This window comes from Bacillus sp. HSf4, assembly GCF_029537375.1.
GTDB lineage: Bacteria > Bacillota > Bacilli > Bacillales > Bacillaceae > Bacillus > Bacillus sonorensis_A.
Window position 1 is genome coordinate 2,974,506 of sequence record NZ_CP120679.1, and the last position, 14,642, is coordinate 2,989,147.

At 47.4% G+C, this 14,642-nt stretch carries 12 protein-coding genes; 1 reads left to right on the forward strand and 11 read right to left on the reverse strand.

Going from position 1 to position 14,642, the window contains the following annotated elements; translation table 11 throughout:
• Positions 1-18: 18 nt before the first annotated feature.
• The 5 genes from hemB to hemA are packed head-to-tail and all read right to left on the reverse strand — an operon-like array spanning position 19 to position 4,950.
• Positions 19-993, reverse strand: coding sequence for a porphobilinogen synthase (gene hemB, locus P3X63_RS15380; RefSeq protein ID WP_026588133.1), 975 nt, complete (start codon positions 991-993; stop codon positions 19-21).
• Positions 994-996: 3 nt separating this feature from the next.
• The gene (locus P3X63_RS15385) at positions 997-1,791 is read right to left on the reverse strand and encodes a uroporphyrinogen-III synthase (RefSeq protein ID WP_077736307.1); all 795 of its coding nucleotides are present in this window, start codon (positions 1,789-1,791) and stop codon (positions 997-999) included.
• On the reverse strand, positions 1,781-2,722 hold the full coding sequence (gene hemC / locus P3X63_RS15390) for a hydroxymethylbilane synthase (protein ID WP_026588135.1): 942 nt from the start codon (positions 2,720-2,722) through the stop codon (positions 1,781-1,783). Before hemC ends, P3X63_RS15385 begins: the two co-directional genes overlap by 11 nt.
• Positions 2,723-2,758: 36 nt before the next feature.
• Positions 2,759-3,589, reverse strand: a complete 831-nt coding sequence (locus P3X63_RS15395; RefSeq protein WP_026588136.1) for a cytochrome C assembly family protein — start codon at positions 3,587-3,589, stop codon at positions 2,759-2,761.
• 5 nt (positions 3,590-3,594) lie between these two features.
• On the reverse strand, positions 3,595-4,950 hold the full coding sequence (gene hemA, locus P3X63_RS15400) for a glutamyl-tRNA reductase (RefSeq protein WP_026588137.1): 1,356 nt from the start codon (positions 4,948-4,950) through the stop codon (positions 3,595-3,597).
• Positions 4,951-5,130: 180 nt separating this feature from the next.
• On the opposite strand from hemA, the gene P3X63_RS15405 reads away from it, so the two are divergent.
• Positions 5,131-5,625, forward strand: coding sequence for a hypothetical protein (locus P3X63_RS15405; RefSeq protein WP_410207089.1), 495 nt, complete (start codon positions 5,131-5,133; stop codon positions 5,623-5,625).
• A 43-nt stretch (positions 5,626-5,668) separates the two neighbouring features.
• Here P3X63_RS15405 and yihA read toward each other — a convergent pair whose 3' ends face one another.
• The 6 genes from yihA to ddcA form a co-directional block, all read right to left on the reverse strand.
• Positions 5,669-6,256 (reverse strand): ribosome biogenesis GTP-binding protein YihA/YsxC, encoded by a 588-nt coding sequence (gene yihA, locus P3X63_RS15410; RefSeq protein ID WP_026588139.1) that lies wholly within the window; start codon positions 6,254-6,256, stop codon positions 5,669-5,671.
• A complete protein-coding gene (gene lon, locus P3X63_RS15415) occupies positions 6,253-8,577 on the reverse strand; it encodes an endopeptidase La (protein ID WP_026588140.1) in 2,325 nt (774 codons plus the stop codon). The genes yihA and lon overlap by 4 nt, the downstream gene beginning before the upstream one ends.
• Positions 8,578-8,798: 221 nt before the next feature.
• Positions 8,799-10,454: an ATP-dependent protease LonB gene (lonB, locus tag P3X63_RS15420; protein WP_026588141.1), complete on the reverse strand. Its 1,656-nt coding sequence runs from the start codon at positions 10,452-10,454 to the stop codon at positions 8,799-8,801.
• A gap of 132 nt (positions 10,455-10,586) precedes the next feature.
• Positions 10,587-11,852, reverse strand: a complete 1,266-nt coding sequence (clpX, locus tag P3X63_RS15425; RefSeq protein WP_026588142.1) for an ATP-dependent protease ATP-binding subunit ClpX — start codon at positions 11,850-11,852, stop codon at positions 10,587-10,589.
• A 261-nt stretch (positions 11,853-12,113) separates the two neighbouring features.
• Positions 12,114-13,388, reverse strand: coding sequence for a trigger factor (tig, locus tag P3X63_RS15430; protein ID WP_026588143.1), 1,275 nt, complete (start codon positions 13,386-13,388; stop codon positions 12,114-12,116).
• A 207-nt stretch (positions 13,389-13,595) separates the two neighbouring features.
• On the reverse strand, positions 13,596-14,603 hold the full coding sequence (ddcA, locus tag P3X63_RS15435) for a DNA damage checkpoint antagonist DdcA (RefSeq protein WP_277691354.1): 1,008 nt from the start codon (positions 14,601-14,603) through the stop codon (positions 13,596-13,598).
• Positions 14,604-14,642: the final 39 nt, after the last annotated feature.

Consider the following 14,642-nt stretch of genomic DNA (forward strand, 5'->3'; position numbering starts at 1 on the left):
AACCCCCAGTTCATAATCTTATTCTGCCAGCCATTTGGCCGCATCTTTTGCGAAGTACGTAATGATGAGATCCGCGCCGGCCCGTTTCATGCTTGTCAGCATTTCCAGAACAAGCGCTTTTTCGTCAATCCAGCCGTTTTGGGCAGCCGCTTTAACCATGGCGTATTCCCCGCTGACATTGTATCCGACGACAGGCAGATTGAATTCATTTTTCACCTCGCGGACAATATCGAGATAGGAAAGCGTCGGTTTGATGATCAGGAAGTCGGCGCCTTCTTCCACGTCAGACTGCGCCTCCCTAAGGGCTTCACGGCGGTTGGCATAATCCATCTGATATGTCTTCCGGTCTCCAAACTGCGGACTGCTGCCGGCCGCATCGCGAAAAGGTCCGTAAAAAGCGCTCGCATATTTAACAGCGTACGACATAATCGGCACATTTGTAAATCCTTCCTGATCAAGCGCTTCCCTGATCGCGGCAACAAATCCGTCCATCATATTTGACGGAGCGATAATGTCCGCGCCAGCGCGAGCTTGGCTGACCGCTGTTTTCGCCAGAAGGACGAGCGATTCGTCATTTAAAATTTCCCCGTTTTCAACAAGGCCGCAGTGGCCGTGGTCCGTATATTCGCAAAGACATGTGTCAGCGATGACGACCAGCTCAGGAAAGTCTTCTTTAATTTTTGAAATCGCTTTTTGGACAATGCCGTGGTCATGATATGCTCCACTTCCGACATCATCTTTGTGCACAGGCACACCGAAAACAATCACCGATTGAATGCCGAGACGAACGACTTCCTCCATCTCTTCTTTGAGGTTGTCTAAAGACAGCTGATATACTCCCGGCATGGACGGCACTTCGTGTTTCGCGTTCTGTTCCTCCGTCACAAAAATCGGGTAGATGAAGTCTGCGGCCCCCAATTCGGTTTCTCTTACTAATTTTCGCATGCCTGCTGTCGTCCGCAGACGGCGGTGTCTGTGAAATGATGCTTCCATTTGTCATTCTCCTTTTCTTGAAATGCTGCACATCGCTTCCAGCATTCCGTCAATTGTGTATACTTCAGACATCAAGGAAGGGATTCCGTATTCCGCAAGCGCCTTCTTCGTCAAAGGGCCGATGCTGATAAACACGGTATGGCCCCGTTCGGCCCAATCCTTGCTTTCCTCTTTCAGAATGCTCATAAATGTATGTACCGTCGAGGAACTCGTAAACGTCACAAAATCAAATGCTTCGCGTTTTGCCACGCCTTTCAGATCACGAATTCCCCGCCGGTCAGGGACGGTTTCGTACAGCGTCCATTCCGAAACGTCAATCCCGAGGGGAGAAAGGGTTTTTTTGATCACATCGCGGGAGAGATTGCCTTTTATTACCGCGACTTTTTCACCCCGGTTCAGCTGTTGTTTTAAAGCTTCCGCCAGCTGTTCAGCCACATAAAGATCCGGTATGAGGTCGATGTCAAGGCGCCTGTCCCGCAAATACCGGGCGGTCTTTTCGCCGACGGCGGCCACTTTTACCCGCGGTGCCTCCGGCAGGTTGATTCCGTGATCTTCCAAGTATGAAAAAAAGAATTTGGCCCCGTTTACGCTTGTAAAGACCAGCCAGTCAGCGGCTTCAAGGCCCGCTTGAAAGAGAGACGCCTGCTCTCTTGGCAGGGCGGGGCGGAATGAAATCAATGAAGTTAAAACCGCTTCTCCCCCCAATTCCTCCACTTTTTTTGCAAAAGAGCGGGCCTGCGTTTTATTGCGGGTGATGAGCACCTTTTTCCCTTTTAAAGGAAGATGATCATCCTTCATGTTCATCAAGCTCCTGTTTGACGCGGTCAATTAACGCCTTTGCGCCTTTTTTAGACATGGCCAGCGCACATTCCCGGCCGACAGCCTCAGGATCCGTTCCCCTCGCTTTTTCTCTGTAGACCGTTTTGCCGTCGGGAGAGGCGACAAGTCCGGTCAGTTCGATGACATCTTCTTCATCCATCATCGCAAAGCCTGCAATCGGAACCTGACATCCGCCTTCCATCGCATGAAGGAAGCTGCGCTCAGCCATAACGGTCCGTTCGGTATAGCGGTCATTCAGCTTGGAAAACAGAGACAGCAGCTCCTTGTCGGACGCTCTGCATTCAATCGCCAAAGCGCCTTGTCCAACGGCGGGGAGACAGCTTTCCGGATCAAGAAATTCGCTAACGACATCGTCCTGCCACCCCATCCTTGACAGGCCTGCCGCCGCCAAAACAATCGCGTCGTAATCTTCCGTTTCCAGCTTTTTCAGCCTTGTATCGATATTACCCCTGATCCACTTGATCTCAAGGTCCGGGCGGATTTGCAAGAGCTGCGCGCTTCTCCGCAGGCTGCTCGTTCCTACCGCCGCTCCTTGTTTTAGATCCGCGAGCTTTTGATGTCCTTTGGAAATCAGCGCATCCCGGACATCTTCCCGCTTCGGAACACAGCCGATCATGAGCCCTTCAGGAAGTGCGGACGGCATGTCCTTCATGCTGTGAACCGCCATGTCGATTTCCCCAGCGAGCATCGCCTGCTCGATTTCTTTGACGAAAAGCCCTTTCCCGCCAACCTTTGACAAGGTGACATCCAATATACGATCGCCTTTGGTCACCATTTCCTTTATGTCAAACGTCATTTCGGGATTGAATTCCTTCAGTTTGCTGATCACCCATTTTGTCTGGGTCATCGCCAATTTGCTTCTTCTTGAGCCTACGATGATGTTTCTCATGTTTTTTCCTCCCACTTCACTACGGCCAGCCCGTTTTCAACTAAACCAATGAAATTGCGAAAAACTGCCGAGCAAAAAGAAATTGATCAAGAGAACAAGAAAAGACGCGGTATTCCACATCGCCGCAATCCGTCCCTGCAGCTCTTTGACAATCCTGATAAATAAATAGTATCCATATAAAAAAAGCAGCACGATTGAACCGAGCACCTTCGGATCCGTCCAGTAGAGCGTTTCAAGTGACACATAGGACCATATTATCCCCAGTATCAGGCTCAAAAGCAGCATCGGAACCCCGATAATGTTGAGAATGTATGCCATATGATCAAGCTTTGACAAGTCTTCAATTCTGAGGAGCCATTTCCCCCATTTTTTCCGTTTCAACAAACGGTACTGGAACAGGTAAAGCACCGAAAAGACGAAAGACAGAGAAAACGCTCCGTACGAGAGTATCGCCATTGTAATATGGATGATCAAAAGCTCTGATACAAGCCTCCCTGAAAGCTCCGCCGATTGCTGAGCAGTCGGTGTAAACGTATGAATCGCCACCATTGAAAATCCGATCACATTTGTAAAAAAGACAAGAAAATCCACCTTCAAAAGCTTTGTCAGCACAAGCGACAACGTGACAAGCACCCACGCGTAGAAATACAGACCCTGGACATTGTTCAAAACAGGAAATGCATCCGTATACCGCATGAAATAAAAAAGGTAGAACGTCTGAAGAATCCAGACAATAGAAAGCAACCAGAAGGCCATTTTCCCTGCCTTCCGGTTGTGTTGTAGAAAATCTATAAAATAAAAGAGAACACTGAGCGCATAAAACACGATTGTCACTTCATTAAGCCTTGCCAGCAATGTGTCCGTCATAACCGTCACTCACTCGCGATGGAAGTGATCCCCTGCAGCCTTTTAAAAACAGCAGCAGGCTGACGCTCATCTTGTTCCTGTGCAGCCGGAAAAGCCGCTTCTTCGATATCAAAGATTTGCATAAACAAAGCGAGCTTTTCTTCGGCAGCCGGTTCTGACGCCAATTCCTTCACCTTTAAAATCGGATCGCGCAAAAGCTGATTGATAATGCTTTTCGTATGCTTGTTTAAAAGCTTTTTCTCCCTCGTGCTCAAATGAGGAAGTTTTCGTTCGATGCTCTGCATCGTTTCCGACTGAATCGTCAAAGCTTTTTCCCTCAGAGCCGAGATAACCGGAACGACGCCGAGCGTATTCAGCCACTCCTTGAAGGCGACGATTTCAGACTCGATGATCAGCTCCACTTCCTCAGCAACAGCCTGACGCTCCTTCAAGTTTTCCTCTACGATGCCTTCGAGATCGTCGATGTCATACAAAAAGACGCCTTCCGCTTCGCTCAGTGCCGGGTCAAGATCACGCGGAACGGCAATATCCACCATAAAAAGCGGACAACCTTTGCGAAGCTTGTTGACTTGTTCGATCATGTCCTTTGTCACGACATACCCGTTTGCCCCAGTTGAGCTGATGAGTATATCGGCTTCCATTAAAGCGCACTGCAGCTCATTCAAGCTTTTCGCTTCACCTGAAAAACGGCCGGCAAGCTCTTTTGCCTTTGAAAAGGTTCGATTGATGACCGTAACCTGTCCGATTCCTTGGCCGTGAAGGTTTTGCACCGCAAGCTCCCCCATTTTGCCGGCGCCGAGAATAAGCACATGCTTATCGGAAAGATCACCGAAGATTTTTTTGGCGAGCTCAACAGCGGCATAGCTGACAGATACGGCATTGGAAGCGATATCTGTTTCAGAATGGCAGCGTTTGGCGACGGTGACGGCCTGCTTAAACAAATAATTGAAAACGGTGCCAATCGTTTTCTCTTCCTGAGCCAGCTTGAAACTTGAACGAACTTGGCCCAAAATCTGCGTTTCGCCGATAACCATCGAATCCAAACCGCAGGCTACCCTGAACAGGTGTTCAACGGCCCCGTCGTTTTCATAAAACTTTAAGTAAGGGGAAACTTCTTCTTTCGCCAGTCCAAACCAGTTCGCCAAAAACATTTTCATATAGTAACGTCCGGTGTGCAGCTGATCTACGACTGCATACAGCTCTGTCCGGTTGCATGTCGACACGATAATGTTTTCCAGTATGCTTTTTTCTTCTTTTAACTGCGACATGGCCTGCCCCAGCTCACTCGGCTGAAAGGTCAGCTTTTCGCGTATATCAACAGGGGCTGATTTGTAATCCAATCCCACGACAAGTATATGCATATTCCTGCTTGCACCCCCAACATCTATCTAAATTAGAATCATTATAATATAGAATTTATTATTCAAAACGATTATAACATATATTCACTATTTTCTCTTCACAAAATGTGAACAGATTTTAAAAAATTGATGTGATATAGTAGAAATTGCTTTCCTAGTTCTATTTACAACATCAAGAAGGTGATAACGTTGAAAAAGAAATCTGTTTTGCTTCCATTGCTGCTGCTCGCCGTATCCATTTACGCCTTTTTGCGAACGGGACAGATCAACCTGTTTGAAGGACAAGCTGAATGGTCTGTCCTGTCGGGATTGATCGGTCTGGCCTTTTTATATCAGGGCCAAAAAGAAGCCGATTCCGCCCACTTCTTTGCCGGCCTGCTGGTGACCGCCATCAGCGTTTATTTTACCTTTAAACAGGAGCTGTTTGGACATGCGGATGATTTTGCGGTGATCGTGCTGATTGTCGGAGCGGCCCTTCTCGTTAAATCAATGCGGACGAAGGAATACCAATATGAGAGTCTCTTGATGATCGCCGTCGCTTTATACCTCTATTTCTTTCAGCAGATTATCAGCTGGCTCCGTTCGCTGAAAATCGAGACGGCGTATGTGGAAACGTATTGGCCGGCCGCTTTCATACTCATCGGCCTCTTCTTATTATTCTTGAAAAGAAAGTAATTTATTCCAAAAAAGCACTTGCTCTGACGGCAAGTGCTTTTTTTCAGCTGTTGATCATGTGTTCAATGGCAGACCACGCTTCCTGTTTGCCCTTTTTCGTTTCCGAAGAAAACAAAATCAGCTGGTCTCCCTGTTCAATATTCAAGGTCTGTCTGACGACTTTGGCATGCTTTTCCCATTTTCCTTTCGGGATTTTATCCGCTTTTGTCGCGATCACGATCACAGGGATTCCGTAATGCTTTAAAAAGTCGTACATCATGACATCATCTTGAGAAGGAGCGTGCCTGAGGTCGACGATTTGGACGACCGCTTTCAGCTCTTCGCGTGATGTCAAATACGTCTCGATCATCCGGCCCCATGCTTCACGCTCTGTTTTTGACACTTTTGCAAATCCATAGCCCGGGACATCGACAAAATGGAGGACGTCATTAATAATATAAAAGTTCAATGTCTGTGTTTTTCCGGGCTTAGAAGACGTCCTCGCTAAGTTTTTCCGGTTGATCATCGTATTGATGAATGACGATTTTCCGACATTCGACCTTCCGGCAAGGGCGATTTCCGGCAGCCCCCCTTCAGGGTACTGCTCGGGTTTCACCGCACTGATGACGATTTCTGATTTTGTTACTTTCATTTCTCTTCTCCTACTAATGCATGCTTGAGGACTTCATCCAGATGGGCGACGGGTATGAATGTCAAGCCTTCCCGCACGCTTTTTGGAATATCCTCTATGTCTTTTTCGTTATCTTTCGGCATAATAATCGTTGTCAGGCCGGCACGATGCGCCGCCAGCGTCTTTTCCTTGAGACCTCCGATCGGCAGCACCCGGCCTCTCAGCGTGATTTCCCCTGTCATACCGACGCTGCGGGAAACCGGACGATCCGTCAGCGCGGATACGAGAGCGGTCGCCATCGTGATGCCTGCGGATGGGCCGTCTTTTGGAACTGCGCCCTCCGGCACGTGAATGTGGATGTCTTGTTTTTCATGAAAATCCGGGCTGATGTTTAATTCTTCCGCTTTTGAACGTACATAGCTGAAGGCAGCCTGTGCGGATTCTCTCATGACATCGCCGAGCTTTCCGGTTAAGATCAGCTTGCCTTTCCCAGGGGACAGCGACACTTCGATTGACAGCGTATCTCCGCCGACCGCCGTGTACGCAAGGCCCGTGACAACGCCGATTTGATCATCGAGCTCAGCCTGTCCGTATCTGAACATCCGTTTTCCAAGGTAGTCTTCAAGGTTGTTTTCCGTGACCGTGATCCTTTTTCTTTCGCCTGAGACGATCAGCTTTGCCGCTTTTCTGCATATCGATGCGATCTGGCGTTCAAGACTCCGCACACCGGCTTCCCTCGTATAATAGCGAATAACATCACGGACAGCGTTGTCGCGGATTTGCAGATTGGTTTTCTTCAATCCGTGCTCCTTCAGCTGTTTTGGAAGCAGATGGTCCTTTACAATTTCAACCTTCTCGACCTCCGTATAGCCCGCAATCGTGATAATCTCCATCCTGTCCCTCAGCGGGCCGGGGATCGTCGCTAAATTGTTCGCCGTTGCGATAAACAATACTTTTGATAAGTCAAATGTTTCTTCAATATAATGATCGCTGAATGTATGGTTTTGCTCAGGATCGAGCACTTCCAGCATCGCTGACGCCGGATCTCCCCTGAAGTCAGAAGCCATTTTGTCGATCTCGTCCAAAAGAAATACAGGGTTGTTCTTGCCGGCTTTTTTCATTCCTTGAATGATCCGGCCCGGCATCGCACCCACATATGTGCGGCGGTGACCGCGGATCTCCGATTCATCTCTGACGCCGCCCAGCGAAATGCGGACGAATTTTCGGCCGAGCGATTTGGCGATCGATTTGGCCAGCGACGTTTTCCCGACTCCCGGCGGTCCGGCCAAGCACAAAATCGGCCCTTTCAAAGAACGGGTCAACTTTTGCACGGCTAAATATTCGAGAACCCGTTCCTTCACTTTTTCAAGGCCGTGATGCTCTTCATCGAGTATTTTGCCGGCCAGTTTAATATCGAGCCTGTCTTCTGTCGCCTCATTCCACGGGAGGGAAACGAGCCATTCGATATAATTGCGGATCACCGAGCTTTCAGCGGAGCTTGACGGGATTTTTTCGTACCGGTTCAGCTCTTTAAATGCCGTCTCCTTTACATTGTCGGGCATCCCGGCCTGCTCGATTTTTTCAGTCAGCTTTTGGACTTCGCCGGTTTTTCCTTCCTTGTCGCCGAGCTCTTTTTGTATGGCTTTCATCTGCTCGCGCAGGTAGTACTCCTTTTGCGTTCTTTCCATTGAACGCTTCACACGCTGCCCGATTTTCTTCTCAATCTCAAGGACTTCTTTTTCATTGTGAATCAGGTCGATCACTTTATTTAATCTGGCTTTCACATCGATGGTTTCCAGCACTTCCTGCTTGTCTTTTAACTTAAGCGGAAGATGGGAGGCGACGATATCCGCCATTCGTCCGGGCTCTTCGATATCTGTCACTGCCGCAAAGGTTTCAGCCGATATTTTTTTAGAAATCTTTATGTATTGATCGAAGTGGTCAAGCAGCGTACGCATAAGCGCTTCGTCTTCCACGTCTTTTTCGGTTTCTTCTTCGATTCGCTCGATTTTTACAGATGTATAGTCATCCATTTCATGATACTCGAGGATGCGGGCGCGCTGAATGCCTTCAACGAGCACGCGGATCGTTCCGTTCGGCAGCTTGAGCATCTGCTTGATTTTCGTATAGGTTCCGAACGTAAAGATCTCTTCTTCACTCGGTTCGTCTATGGATATGTCCCGTTGTGTGGCCAAAAAGATCATATGATCATTCATCATAGACTGTTCAAGCGCCTCAACCGACTTTTCACGCCCTACATCAAGGTGCAGAACCATCGTCGGATAGACAAGTAAACCTCTTAAAGGGAGGAGCGGGATGTTTCGTTTCGTTTCATCTGCCATTTTGACTGACACCTCCGTAGCTTTAGTATGAACCATTATAATATACTTTTTTTATCCCTGTACAATTGTAAGCCCGAAATAAAAGGGTCTACTGTAGTATACCCTTTCTTCCACTTCTGAAAAAGGAAAAGATGACCTTTGGAAAGAAAACTTGCCGCTTCCGAAAGGCTTTTGAAAACGCCTCTGACGCCGTTAAAAAAATCCCCATCTGATGATGAGGATTATACGGATTCTTTTTTGATTTGAGCTCCTTCCGGCATTTCCGTCGGCGGGTCCACTAAAGCGAGATCAAGGACTTCCTGCAAGGTTTTGACCGGTATGATATGAACGCCTTCAATCCGATTTAAGATCGACTGCACATTCTCATGCGGAATGATGACGGTTTTAGCGCCCGCATGTTTGGCGGCTTTTATTTTCGGAATCACACCGCCGATCGGCTTTACCCGGCCGTGCAGGCTGATTTCGCCCGTCATGGCAATCGTATGGTCAATCGGGATTTTATGGATGGCTGAAAAAATGCCGACCGCCATCGCAATCCCAGCCGACGGCCCGTCCACCGGAATTCCGCCCGGAAAATTGATGTGAATGTCATAGTCGGAAGCTTTCACTCCCATTGTTTTAAGAACGGTCATGACATTTTCAACAGACCCTTTCGCCATGCTTTTGCGGCGGATCGATTTTGACTGATTGCCGATATTCTCTTCCTCGGCTATGCCCGTAATATTAATCGTCCCTTTATCAGCCGCCGGATTGACGGTCACTTCAATTTCCAGAAGCGAGCCGCTGTTTGGACCGTGGACGGCAAGACCGTTGACAATACCGACTTGTGGTTTTTGAGCGATTTTTTGTTCGTATTTTGGTGTCAGCTGGCTTGAATGGATCACCCATTCGATATCCTCAAGGGTCACATCGCTGCGTTCTTCCGTTAAAGCCATTCCGGCGGCGATCTGCATCATATTGACGACTTCACGGCCGTTACGTGCATAGCGCGTCAACAGGTCCAGCCCCTCATTTGCGACTTGTTTTTGGATTTTTTCAGCTGCTTTTTTTGCGACTGTTTTCAATTCGTGTTTTTCCAGGTCCCGGAAAAACACTTCCAAGCAACGCGAACGAATCGCGGGCGGGATTTCCTCAGGCATTCTCGTTGTTGCACCGATCAGCCTGAAATCAGCGGGCAGTCCGTTTTGAAAGATGTCGTGAATATGTTTTGGAATTTGCGTGTTTTCTTCACTGTAATAAGCACTTTCCAAAAATACTTTTCGATCCTCAAGGACCTTCAGCATTTTATTCATTTGAATCGGGTGAAGCTCGCCGATTTCATCGATAAATAAAACACCGCCATGGGCGTGTGTGACGGCGCCCTGCTTCGGCTGCGGAATACCCGCCTGTCCCATCGCCCCGGCTCCCTGGTAAATCGGATCATGGACCGAGCCGATTAACGGATCGGCAATCCCCCGTTCGTCAAAACGGGCCGTTGTCGCATCAAGCTCGACAAAGACGGAATGTTCCTGAAAAGGGGAGCGCTTATTTTTTTTCGCTTCCTCCAACACAAGCCGAGCGGCAGCCGTCTTTCCCACTCCGGGAGGGCCGTAGATGATCACATGCTGCGGATTCGGCCCGCAAAGCGCGGCTTTCAGCGCTTTAATCCCGTCCTCCTGGCCGACAATATCTTTAAAGGTTGCAGGCCTTACCTTTTCTGACAAAGGTTCTGACAAATGGATCGATCTCATTTTCCGGAGCTGTTCCATCTCTTTTTTGGACTCTCTGTCTATTGTAACCTTTTGCGTTCTTTGGTTTTTAAGCAAATTCCAAAAATATAAACCGATGATGATTCCGAAAAATAGTTGTACAAAAAGTGCAATGCTCGTCCAGCTCAACTGATGGTCCCTCCTGAAATGGTTTCGTATCTTAAGTATGTCAGTTAGTATTTCCTGAACAGGGAGGGAATAAACGTAAGGAGGGGATAATTTTGCAAAAGAAAAAACCCCCTGAAATCAAGGGGTTTCATCTTAAGCAGATGTCTTTTTATCTTTGTTGACGACAGTGCCGTCTTTCATAATCAGACGCGGCGGTTCGCCGTCAGTGACGGTTTTGCCTGTAATCACGCATTTTTCGATGTCTTCGCGTGACGGCAGGTCAAACATCACATCGAGCATGATTCCTTCGATAATGGAACGAAGTCCGCGCGCACCTGTTTTGCGTTCGATTGCTTTTTTGGCGATCTCCGTGAGAGCTTCATCTTCAAACACAAGCTCCACATTATCCAATTCAAGCATTTTCGAATATTGCTTCACGAGTGCGTTTTTCGGTTTTGTCAAAATATCGACCAACGCTTTTTCATCCAGCGGCTCAAGGCTGGCGATGATCGGCAGACGTCCGATGAATTCCGGAATCAGACCGAAGCGAAGCAGGTCTTCAGGAAGCACTTTTGAGAGCAGCGCTTCTCTTTCAAGATTGTCATGCTTGTTATCAGAACCGAAACCGATCACCTTTTGTCCGAGGCGGCGCTTGATGATTTGCTCAATACCGTCAAAGGCCCCTCCGCAAATGAACAGGATGTTGGTTGTGTCAATTTGAATAAACTCTTGATGAGGGTGCTTTCTTCCACCTTGAGGCGGAACGCTTGCAACCGTACCTTCAAGAATTTTAAGCAGCGCCTGCTGAACACCTTCACCCGACACATCGCGTGTGATGGAAGGGTTCTCGGATTTTCTCGCTACTTTATCAATTTCATCGATGTAAATAATGCCTTTTTCGGCTTTTTCAACATCGTAGTCAGCAGCCTGGATGAGCTTCAGCAAAATGTTTTCCACGTCTTCACCGACATAGCCTGCTTCTGTAAGAGATGTGGCATCCGCAATGGCAAACGGCACATTTAAGATGCGGGCCAGCGTTTGCGCAAGAAGCGTTTTCCCGCTTCCGGTCGGACCGATCATGGAAATATTGCTCTTGGACAGCTCGACATCGTCGACTTTGCTGTTGGAGTTGATCCTTTTGTAGTGATTGTAGACGGCCACGGCAAGGGATTTTTTCGCCTGATCCTGGCCGATGACATATTCATCAAGAATTTCGCGGATTTCCTTCGGCTTCGGAACGTCTTTAAACTCCACTTCTTCTTCTGAACCGAGTTCCTCTTCTACAATTTCAGTGCAAAGTTCGATGCACTCATCACATATATACACGCCTGGTCCGGCGACAAGCTTGCGTACCTGATCTTGAGTTTTACCGCAAAACGAGCATTTCAATTGTCCTTTTTCCTCGTTGAATTTAAACATTCTTTCACCCCTTATATCCTTGTCATTCCGTTTCTTCGCCTGAAAGAAACATACGCTGTAACATTCGTTCCATTATGTATTGCATTTTACCACACTTTCCGAAAAGGCGATAACGTTGTGTTTGCCTATCCGGCATATTCAATATGTATGTTCATCCGCTTGACATTATCCTTTCCCAAAGAAAAGCTGATAAGTCAAAATTGTATAAAACAAGGCACGAAACATTCGCGCCCTGTTTTATTATTATGATTATGAAACATATTAACGGTTTTCTACAAGAAAATCAATCGCTTTGCGAACTTTCAAATCCTCTTTCATTCCATCTGTAGAACCGATTGCTTGTTTGATATTTTCAACAGGCATATTGTAAGCTTCAGCCATTTTTGAAAGCTCTTCTTCGACTTCTTCATCCGTCACTTCAAGATTTTCAGCTTTGGCGATGGCTTCCAGCGTCAAGTTTGATTTTACGCGCTTTTCGGCATCTTCTTTCATTTGCTCTTTCAGCGCGTTTTCATCTTGGCCTGAGAATTGGAAGTAAAGCTCAAGATTCATGCCCTGCATTTGCAGACGCTGTTCGAATTCTTTCATCATGCGGTCAAGCTCTGTGTCGATCATCGCTTGAGGAATATCGGCTTCGGCATTTTCAGCAGCTTTTGTTACAAGCTCTTCGCGAAGCTTAGCTTCCGCTTCGTTTTCCTTTGCTTCTTCAAGACGTTTTTTCGTCTTTTCAGTCAGCTCGGCAAGCGTTTCGACTTCTTCGTCGACATCTTTCGCGAAATCGTCATCAAGCTCTGGAAGCTCTTTCGTTTTGATTTCATGGATTTTCACTTTGAATACAGCAGGTTTGCCCGCTAATTCTTCAGCGTGGTATTCCTCAGGGAATGTCACTTCAACGTCTTTTTCAGCACCTGCTTCAAGGCCTACAAGCTGGTCTTCAAAGCCCGGAATGAATGAGCCTGAGCCGACTTCAAGGGAATAGTTCTCCGCTTTTCCGCCTTCGAATGCTTCACCGTCAACGAATCCTTCGAAATCAAGAACAACGGTGTCTCCCTCTTCCACTTTTCCGTCTTCTTTCACGACCAGTTCAGCCTGGCGCTCTTGAAGGGATTTGAGTTCGTTTTGAACGTCTTCATCCGTTACGGCCGTATCGTCTTTTTCAACGCCAAGCCCTTTGTATTCGCCGAGCTTCACTTCAGGCTTAACCGTTACCTTCGCAGTGAAGATCAGGCTTTCGCCTTTTTCGATTTTTTCGACATCGATTTCCGGACGATCTACAGGCTCAATGCCCGCTTCTTCGATCGCTTTTGGATATTCGACAGGAAGCAGGATGTCCAATGCGTCCTGATAAAGAGCTTCAACACCGAAGCGCTGTTCGAACAAACCGCGCGGCACTTTCCCTTTACGGAATCCAGGAATGGATACTTGCTTCACAACTTTTTTAAATGCATCATCAAGGGCTTTATTAAAGGTATCGGCATCTACCTCAACCGTTAAAACGCCTTCGTTTCCTTCTTGTTTTTCCCATTTTACTGACATTTGTTTCCCTCCAAAATCTATTCAGGTTGTGTCGGTTTTCCATTTTAAAACAAGCAAACGGCTACGTCCATCAAAAGCTTCGCTCTAATGTCAGCCATCATTATGTATACAAAGATAAATAATGAATCTTTAGCGGCAAACGGATCAGCTCCGTTTTTCACAAATGCAACCACTATATTATAACACAATGCCTGCTGCTTTCAACAATTACAAATAAGAAATTTCTTCTATATCTTTGATCATCGCGCAGGCTTCTTCCAGCTGACTGTCATTGAATTCATAAAGCATATGAAGCTCCGCTTTATCGATGTCGATGCCATGCATTTCATATCCGACTTTATGAAGCGCGGCAGCCCAAAGTTCGCGGTTTGCGTATTTCGGCTGAAACGGATACAGCACATAAATATGCCTGCGCCACAGCTCTTCCACCGCCTGGTAAAGCGAGGGATTTTCATTCCCCAGCGTGTCGTCCAGCACATTCAGTACAGCTTTGAGAATCGTCATGTCTTCCGGTTTTACCGTTTCCTTCGGGTTGATTGTCATCGATTCGCCAAACTTTGCGACAAGCGTCGGTTTTTCATGGTCTGATTCTGCGAGCAGCTGCAAAATCATCGTTTTCACGACGGGATGCCCGTTCGGGTTTTGCAGAATCGTTTTCAATAAGCCGATGTAGTTCGTCAGATTGCGGTCTTTGAGCCCGTGAATCAGCTTTAACTGCTCGCCGGTGTCGGACAAAATCGTCTCCTGATCGAGTTCTTTTGTCTCCGGCAGGTCTTCCATGACATCCTCCGGGCCGGGATCTTCCGTCATCTTGCGGCTGAAATCGAGCAATTTATAAAACTGTTCGGCGCTTTCCGGCGGCAGCTTGTTTTCTTCGAGAACAGCTTCGATCGTCTCTTTTACTTTTTCATACTGCCTGAGCTGGATTAAAATCGTCAGGTAGACCTGTAAAACCGTAAAATAGTGTCCGTGGCCTTCCTTCAGCATTTTTTCACAGATGTTCTTCGCTTCCTCAAGTTCGCCTATCTCCAAAAGGCAGATGGCCATTCCGAGATAAATGTCCGACTCCTCATCATCGTAGTGCTTCGCTTCTGAAAACAGCCTCAGCGCCTCGTGATAATCTTTTTCTTTAAGCGCGGACATCCCTTTATGCACCAAACGCTCCTTTACGTTGGGGAACGGGATGACTTTTGAGTTTTTCTTGTCATGCTTCATGCTTAAGTTCCTTTCAGGCACTTATTTTTTACAAGTGTA

What these genes read in the sequence shown, in the direction of transcription:
- hemC (WP_026588135.1), bottom strand. Translation starts at nt 2,722, where the DNA reads ATGAGAAACATCATCGTAGGCTCAAGAAGAAGCAAATTGGCGATGACC.
- P3X63_RS15385 (WP_077736307.1), bottom strand. Translation starts at nt 1,791, where the DNA reads ATGAAGGATGATCATCTTCCTTTAAAAGGGAAAAAGGTGCTCATCACC.
- clpX (WP_026588142.1), bottom strand. Translation starts at nt 11,852, where the DNA reads ATGTTTAAATTCAACGAGGAAAAAGGACAATTGAAATGCTCGTTTTGC.
- P3X63_RS15395 (WP_026588136.1), bottom strand. Translation starts at nt 3,589, where the DNA reads ATGACGGACACATTGCTGGCAAGGCTTAATGAAGTGACAATCGTGTTT.
- ddcA (WP_277691354.1), bottom strand. Translation starts at nt 14,603, where the DNA reads ATGAAGCATGACAAGAAAAACTCAAAAGTCATCCCGTTCCCCAACGTA.
- hemA (WP_026588137.1), bottom strand. Translation starts at nt 4,950, where the DNA reads ATGCATATACTTGTCGTGGGATTGGATTACAAATCAGCCCCTGTTGAT.
- yihA (WP_026588139.1), bottom strand. Translation starts at nt 6,256, where the DNA reads ATGAAAGTAACAAAATCAGAAATCGTCATCAGTGCGGTGAAACCCGAG.
- lon (WP_026588140.1), bottom strand. Translation starts at nt 8,577, where the DNA reads ATGGCAGATGAAACGAAACGAAACATCCCGCTCCTCCCTTTAAGAGGT.
- hemB (WP_026588133.1), bottom strand. Translation starts at nt 993, where the DNA reads ATGGAAGCATCATTTCACAGACACCGCCGTCTGCGGACGACAGCAGGC.
- tig (WP_026588143.1), bottom strand. Translation starts at nt 13,388, where the DNA reads ATGTCAGTAAAATGGGAAAAACAAGAAGGAAACGAAGGCGTTTTAACG.